The organism is Amaricoccus sp. (genome assembly GCF_036846665.1).
Lineage (GTDB): Bacteria > Pseudomonadota > Alphaproteobacteria > Rhodobacterales > Rhodobacteraceae > Amaricoccus.
On record NZ_DAIUBO010000257.1, the window covers coordinates 1 to 4,978 of the forward strand.

The following is a 4,978-nucleotide window of genomic DNA, read 5'->3' on the forward strand; positions in this document are numbered from 1 at the left end:
GCTGGAACCAGTCGCGGCAGGTGATGCGGTTGCCGGTCCAGTTGTGGAAATACTCATGGGCCACGATCGCCTCGATCGACTTGTAGTCGCTGTCGGTGGCGGTGTCCGGGCTCGCCAGGACGTATCGCGAGTTGAAGACGTTGAGGCCCTTGTTCTCCATCGCCCCGGCGTTGAAATCGTCGACCACGACGATCATGAAGCGGTCGAGGTCGTATTCCCGGCCGTATTCGGTCTCGTCCCAGGCCATCGCGCGCTTGAGCGCGTCCATGGCGTAGCCGCAGCGCGGCTCGTCGCCGGGGCGCACCCAGATCTGCAGCAGCACGTCGCGGCCGGAGCGGGTCGTGAAGCGGTCCTCCACGGCCCTGAGGTCGCCCGCCACCAGCGCGAAGAGATAGCTGGGCTTGGGGAAGGGATCCTCCCATTCGGCCCAGCCCGGTCCCTGTCCGAGCAGGTTGCCGTTCGAGAGCAGGACCGGCGCGTCACCCTCGATCCGGACCCGGAACGGCGCCATGACGTCCGGCCGGTCGGGGTAGAAGGTGATCTTGCGAAAGCCCTGGGCCTCGCATTGCGTGCAATACATGCCGCGCGAGATGTAGAGCCCTTCGAGCGCGGAATTGGCCTCCGGGGCGATCTCGGTTTCCGCCTCCCAGACGAAACCCCCCTCCGGCAGCCAGGCGGCGGCGACGGTGAGTCCCTCGGGCCCCTGGCGGAGCGCCTCCGGCGGAAGGGCCGCGCCGTCGATCCGGGCGGCGTGGAGGACGAGGTTGCGGCCGTCGAGCCGGAGGTCGCGCGGGGCCGGGGCCTCGCGGCGGTCGGGGTTCGGCCGGAAGGCGATGCGCGCCGTCACGCGGGTCGCCCCCGGATCGAGCCGGAAGCGCAGCGCGACCCGGTCCACGAGGAAATCCGGCGGCGCATAATCCGACAGGCGGACCTTCGGCGTTTCGGCCTCGACGCGGGACATCGCAGCTCTCTCCGGTTGACTCGGCGGCGCAAGGTCCCATGCGGCGGCGAAACCGGTCAAGGGCCGGGCGATCGCATGGGCAGTTTGCACCCTGAATCAACTTGTCATTTACCCGGCGAGGCATAGACTTGCAGGCATGGCACGGCCCGTCATCGGCATCATCGGCAATGCGCATCTGATCGACGGCGAATATCCCGTCCAGGCGGTCGGCGTATCCAATATCGAGGCGGTGGCGCAGGTCACCGGGGCGCTGCCGCTGATGGTTCCGGCGCTGCCGGCGGTGGGCTCGATCGCCGATCTGATCGACGCCTGCGACGGGTTCGTCTTCACCGGCGGGCGGCCGAACGTGCATCCGAGCCATTACGGGCACGAAGCCACGGAGCGGCACGGCACCTTCGATCCGGATCGCGATGCGGTGACCCTGCCGCTGATCCGCGAATGCGTCGCGCGCGCCGTGCCGGTCTTCGGCATCTGCCGCGGCTTCCAGGAATTCAACGTGGCCTTCGGCGGCACGCTGCATCCCGAGATCCGCGAGATCCCCGGGCGGCAGAACCACCGGATGCCACCGGACGGCACGCTGGAGGAGAAGTTCGAGCTGCGCCACGTGGTGCGGCTCGAGCCGGGCGGTCAGTTCCACCGGCTGCTCGGCGCGAGCGAGGTCATGGTCAATTCGCTGCACGGCCAGGGCATCCTCGAGCCGGGCGCGCGCGTGGTCATCGAGGGCTGGGCGCCCGATGCCACGCCCGAGGCGATCGTGATCGAGGAGGCGCCGGGCTTCGCCATGGCAGTGCAATGGCACCCGGAATGGCGCGCGGCGGAGGATCCGGTCTCGCGGTCGCTCTTCCAGGCCTTCGGTGCGGCGGTCGGCGCCCGTGTCGCCGGCGGGTCGGCGTGGCGCCGGCGCCCGGCGCCGGGGAGCGGTTCAGAGGCAGAGCACGGGCACCACGGCGCGGTCGAACCCCTTCGGGGCGCCTGAATCGGGGTCGAATCCCGCGAGCCCGCCCTGGCTGTGCGCAACGCCGATGGACGAGAGAAACCCTTTCAGTTCAGACACATTGAGCGCATAATTCACGTTCTGCGGCAGCGAGCCGGTCTCCTCGACGATGAATTGCTCCGAGAGCCGGGACACCACGAGCCCGGTGACCTGGCCCGCGGCGTCGATCAGCGGCCCGCCGCTGTTGCCCGGCTGGACCGGAGCGGTGAAGCTGAAGAAGCGCGCATCGTCGTTGACACCCGCGAGCGCGCTGACATTGCCGCCGGTCAGGTTCAGCGAGGTGCCGACGATGCTGTAATAGGGGAAGCCGGCGGCGAGCACGCGCTGGCCGAGCCGCGCCTTGGCCTCCGGGGCCAGCGCGAGCCAGGCGGGAGCGGGGACCGGGCTCGCGAAGGCCGCCACGTCGAGCTCGGCATCGGCGCCGAGCGGCAGGAGTTCGGTCCCGTCCGCCAGGGCGACCCGGTCGCATTGGCCGACGACATGGTCCGCCGTGACGAGGATGCGGGCGCCGACATAGAATCCCGTCCCGGTGCCCTGGGCCGCCGGCCCGGCTTCGGGAAGGCTGATCGCACCGGGCAGGAGCTGCGCGGAGGCGGGCATGAGCCCCGGCAGGCCGCGGTCCATCGCCTCGAGCAGGGCGAGGGTTTCCGTCAGGAGGCCGGCGAGCGCCCCGTCCCGGGACAAGTGCCAGTCCTTGGCCGCGCCGGGCGCGATGCTGGCGGCGATCAGGTCGAGTTCCGCGAGGGATTCCGGGCCGGCGGCGAGAAAGACCGTCGACCATTGTCCCTGGATGCGGTCGGAGCGGGTATGGAACGCCCGGCCGTCTTCGAGCTTGCCGCGGGTGATCAGGGTATCGGCATCGCGATAGGTCTCGAGCGCGGCCGGCGCGGCATTCGTCGTCTCGGCCGCGGCGTGCCAGTCCAAGGCGCCCTCGTCGGAGAAGCGATGCGTCAGGACGGTCAGCGACCCTTGCGTGCTCCAGCGGCGCGTGCCGCCGTCCTCGGCCTCGGGGGCGTCGAGCAGGGCCTCGGGAAGCGCCATCGACAGGCCGAGATCGGCGTCGAAGCCGAGGCGCCAGTCCTGGTCCTCGATCCGGGCGAGCAGGGCGATGGCGAGCGCCGCCGCATGCAGGTTGCGCGGGCGATCCTCGAATTCCCGCGCGGCATAGCCGGCCAGCGCGCCGTCGCTGACGCGGTCCCAGACCTCGTCCGGGGCCGCCGAGAGATCCCCCGCCGCCGCCAGCGCCGCTTCGAGAAACCGCAGGTCGGAGCCCGAGAGCGCGGCGGGGTCGAAGCCGGCGTAGAGCGCCTCCCCGGCCCCGGCCGGCGCAGCCCCGACCGCGGCGAGCGCGCAGGCCGCCGCCGCAAACAATGGATGGATCTTCCGCATCGCCGCACCCCGTTCCCCGCTGCGAGGCTAGCACCGCCGCTCCGATCCCCAAAATCTTATGAAGAGTTATGATAAACGCCACGGGGCGCGGTCCGGGATGCGATCCGGCGCGCGCGGGCAGACATGCAACAGCCGCGGCGGCAAACTGCCGGTCGCGCGAAATGGGGGTTGATGTTGCGGTGCAGCATTCTATCTTTGCCTCTCGAAGCGCCCGGGAGTGAGGGCGTTCAAGGAGACAGGCATGATGAGACAGGATAGGGCCGAGAAGGTCCGCGAGACGATCGAAGAGGAGCTCGGCAGCTTCGTGCAATTCGCCGATCTGCCGGCGACCGAGATCGAGGCCATGGCCGTGCGCATCACCCGGGCGATCGCGCCCTGGCTGGATCTGGGCGGCGAGGAAGTTCGAGCGGCCTGATCGCCGCTCCGACGGATTGTAGGTTGTAAATCGTGACCGGGTGCGGGGCCTCGACGTCCCGCACCCTTTTTGACGTCCGGCGCCGTCTGTCCTCAGGCGGTCCCGGCATCCGCCGAATCATTCCGATGGCCCCCGCCTGGAAAGAGAGCCAGCGGCGCGGGCCGGTCAGGCCAGATGCGCCACGATCTGCCTCCGGTGCGGGGCGCTGCGGTGCTCGAAGAGATAGATGCCCTGCCAGGTGCCGAGCGCCATGCGGCCATCCGCGACCGGGATGCTCTGGCACACCGGCAGGAGGGCGGCCCGGAGATGGGCGGGCATGTCGTCGGGGCCTTCGGAGCGGTGGGTGATCCAGCGGCTCGCGGGCGCGTCGGCGGGCGGGATCAGGCGGCGGAAGAAGGTTTCCAGGTCGTCCCGCACGGAAGGGTCCGCATTCTCCTGGATCAGCAGCGAGCAGGAGGTATGGCGCAGGAAGAGGGTGAGCAGCCCCTCCGCGACGCCGCTGCCGCCGACCCAGCGCGCGACCTCGGCGGTGATCTCGGTGAAGCCCGGGCCCCGGGTCGCGATCGTGAAGCTCGTCTGCGGCATGGGGCGGATCCTCGGGACGGGGCAGGGGGTGCGGCCGGCCGCGGCCCGCGAGGCCAGGCGTCAGGGTCTCGTCGCGCCCGGTCACTCGAAGAGCTTGTCGCCGCGCTCGTCGATCAGCAGCTTGGCCTTGCGCAGCGTCATCTCCTGCGCGAGTTCCGCGGATTCGAAGGTGTCGGCGCGGATCATTGTGTGGGCCTTGAGCGCGCCCGCGATCTCCTTCTCGATCCGGGCGGTGATGCGGAACCGGCTGCCCTCCTTCGCCGGATCCGCGTAAATCCTGAAATCCTTGTAGATCTCCGGCTTGGGTTCGGGCTTCGGGGCCGAGGAACCGCCGAAGAGGCGCGAGAGGAGGGACATCGGTTCGACTCCGGCTGAGGTGTTTCGGGCGGCCTGAGGCGCGGGGCGGATCATAGGGCATCCGGCGGCGGCGGGGAAAGGGGTCGGGTGAATCGTGGCCGGTATCATGGTCGGCTGACGGGTCCCGCAGGGACGATGCAGAAACGCCGGCAGGGGGAGGCGCTCATGCACGCCCGCGTCACGCGCCATGAGAGGAAGCCCGGTCCAGTCGATTCCGCCCGCAAGCTGGGCACCCGCATTTACCTGTCAGTTTTCGTCGAACCGTGATTCACTCGGC

The 4,978-nt window shown here is 70.0% G+C and carries 6 protein-coding genes; 2 read left to right on the top strand and 4 right to left on the bottom strand.

What is annotated here, in order from left to right:
• On the bottom strand, positions 1–961 hold a 961-nt coding region (locus V7050_RS18020; protein ID WP_324410959.1), incomplete at its 3' end, for a M1 family aminopeptidase.
• 136 nt (positions 962–1,097) lie between these two features.
• Here V7050_RS18020 and V7050_RS18025 point away from each other — a divergent pair.
• Positions 1,098–1,937 carry a gamma-glutamyl-gamma-aminobutyrate hydrolase family protein gene (locus V7050_RS18025; protein ID WP_324365282.1) on the top strand — a complete coding sequence of 280 codons (840 nt, stop codon included), beginning with the start codon at positions 1,098–1,100 and terminating at the stop codon, positions 1,935–1,937.
• On the opposite strand, the gene V7050_RS18030 is transcribed toward V7050_RS18025, so the two are convergent.
• Complete coding sequence (locus V7050_RS18030; RefSeq protein WP_324365283.1) at positions 1,884–3,344, bottom strand: S1C family serine protease; 1,461 nt, start codon at positions 3,342–3,344, stop codon at positions 1,884–1,886. The genes V7050_RS18025 and V7050_RS18030 overlap by 54 nt on opposite strands.
• A 241-nt stretch (positions 3,345–3,585) precedes the next feature.
• Between V7050_RS18030 and V7050_RS18035 the strand changes: the two genes are divergently transcribed.
• Positions 3,586–3,759, top strand: a complete 174-nt coding sequence (locus tag V7050_RS18035; protein WP_324365284.1) for a hypothetical protein — start codon at positions 3,586–3,588, stop codon at positions 3,757–3,759.
• A 165-nt stretch (positions 3,760–3,924) separates the two neighbouring features.
• On the opposite strand, the gene V7050_RS18040 is transcribed toward V7050_RS18035, so the two are convergent.
• Both V7050_RS18040 and V7050_RS18045 read right to left on the bottom strand, forming a co-directional pair.
• On the bottom strand, positions 3,925–4,344 hold the full coding sequence (locus tag V7050_RS18040; protein ID WP_324365285.1) for a secondary thiamine-phosphate synthase enzyme YjbQ: 420 nt from the start codon (positions 4,342–4,344) through the stop codon (positions 3,925–3,927).
• 81 nt (positions 4,345–4,425) lie between these two features.
• Entirely contained in the window at positions 4,426–4,701 is a 276-nt protein-coding gene (locus tag V7050_RS18045; protein WP_324365286.1) for an HlyU family transcriptional regulator, read from the bottom strand.
• Between the last annotated feature and the right edge of the window lie 277 nt (positions 4,702–4,978).